The 668-nt window shown below is 72.0% G+C and carries 1 pseudogene; it reads left to right on the top strand.

The window, feature by feature from the left end:
- Positions 1–13 precede the first annotated feature (13 nt).
- Positions 14–668 (top strand): annotated as a pseudogene (locus tag BN903_RS08870) (phosphopantothenoylcysteine decarboxylase); the annotation flags it as partial.

The raw sequence follows: 668 nt of genomic DNA on the forward strand, positions 1-668 counted from the left end.
CTCCTGTTAGCGCCCGCCGACCGCCAACACCGCCGGGAAGGTCGCCGCCGCCGTCGACGACACGCCCGTCACCACCTGCGCGACGACCGCGCTCGGCGCGGACGTGCCGGTCGTGATGGCACCCGCGATGCACGAGCCGATGTACGACCACCCGGGCGTCCTCGACGCGCTCGACCGCTTGGAGTCGTGGGGGGTTCGATTCGCGGACCCCCGGATCGAGGAGGGGAAAGCGAAGATAGCGGCGGAGGCGGACATCGTCACCGAAGTCGCCCGCGCCACGACGCCGCAGTCGCTCGCCGGGTCGCACGTCGTCGTCACCGCCGGCGCGACGAAAGAGCGGATCGACCCGATCCGGATCCTGACGAACCGCGCGTCGGGGAAGACCGGTCGGGCCGTCGCCAGAGCGCTCTACGCCCGCGGCGCGCGGGTGACGCTCGTTCAGGACGGACCGGAGGTCCCGTTCGCCGACGTGGTCTCGGTCGAGACGGCCGACGAGATGATGGCGGCCTGTCGCCGGACGGCGGCGACCGCGGACGCACTGGTGTCCGCGGCCGCCATCTCGGATTTCACCGCCGACGCCGTCGACGAGAAGATCCGGTCCGGCTCCCCGCTGTCGGTCGAACTGGAACCGACGCCGAAGCTGATCGACTCGGTCCGGAGGCGTACCC

Source organism: Halorubrum sp. AJ67 (assembly GCF_000513435.1).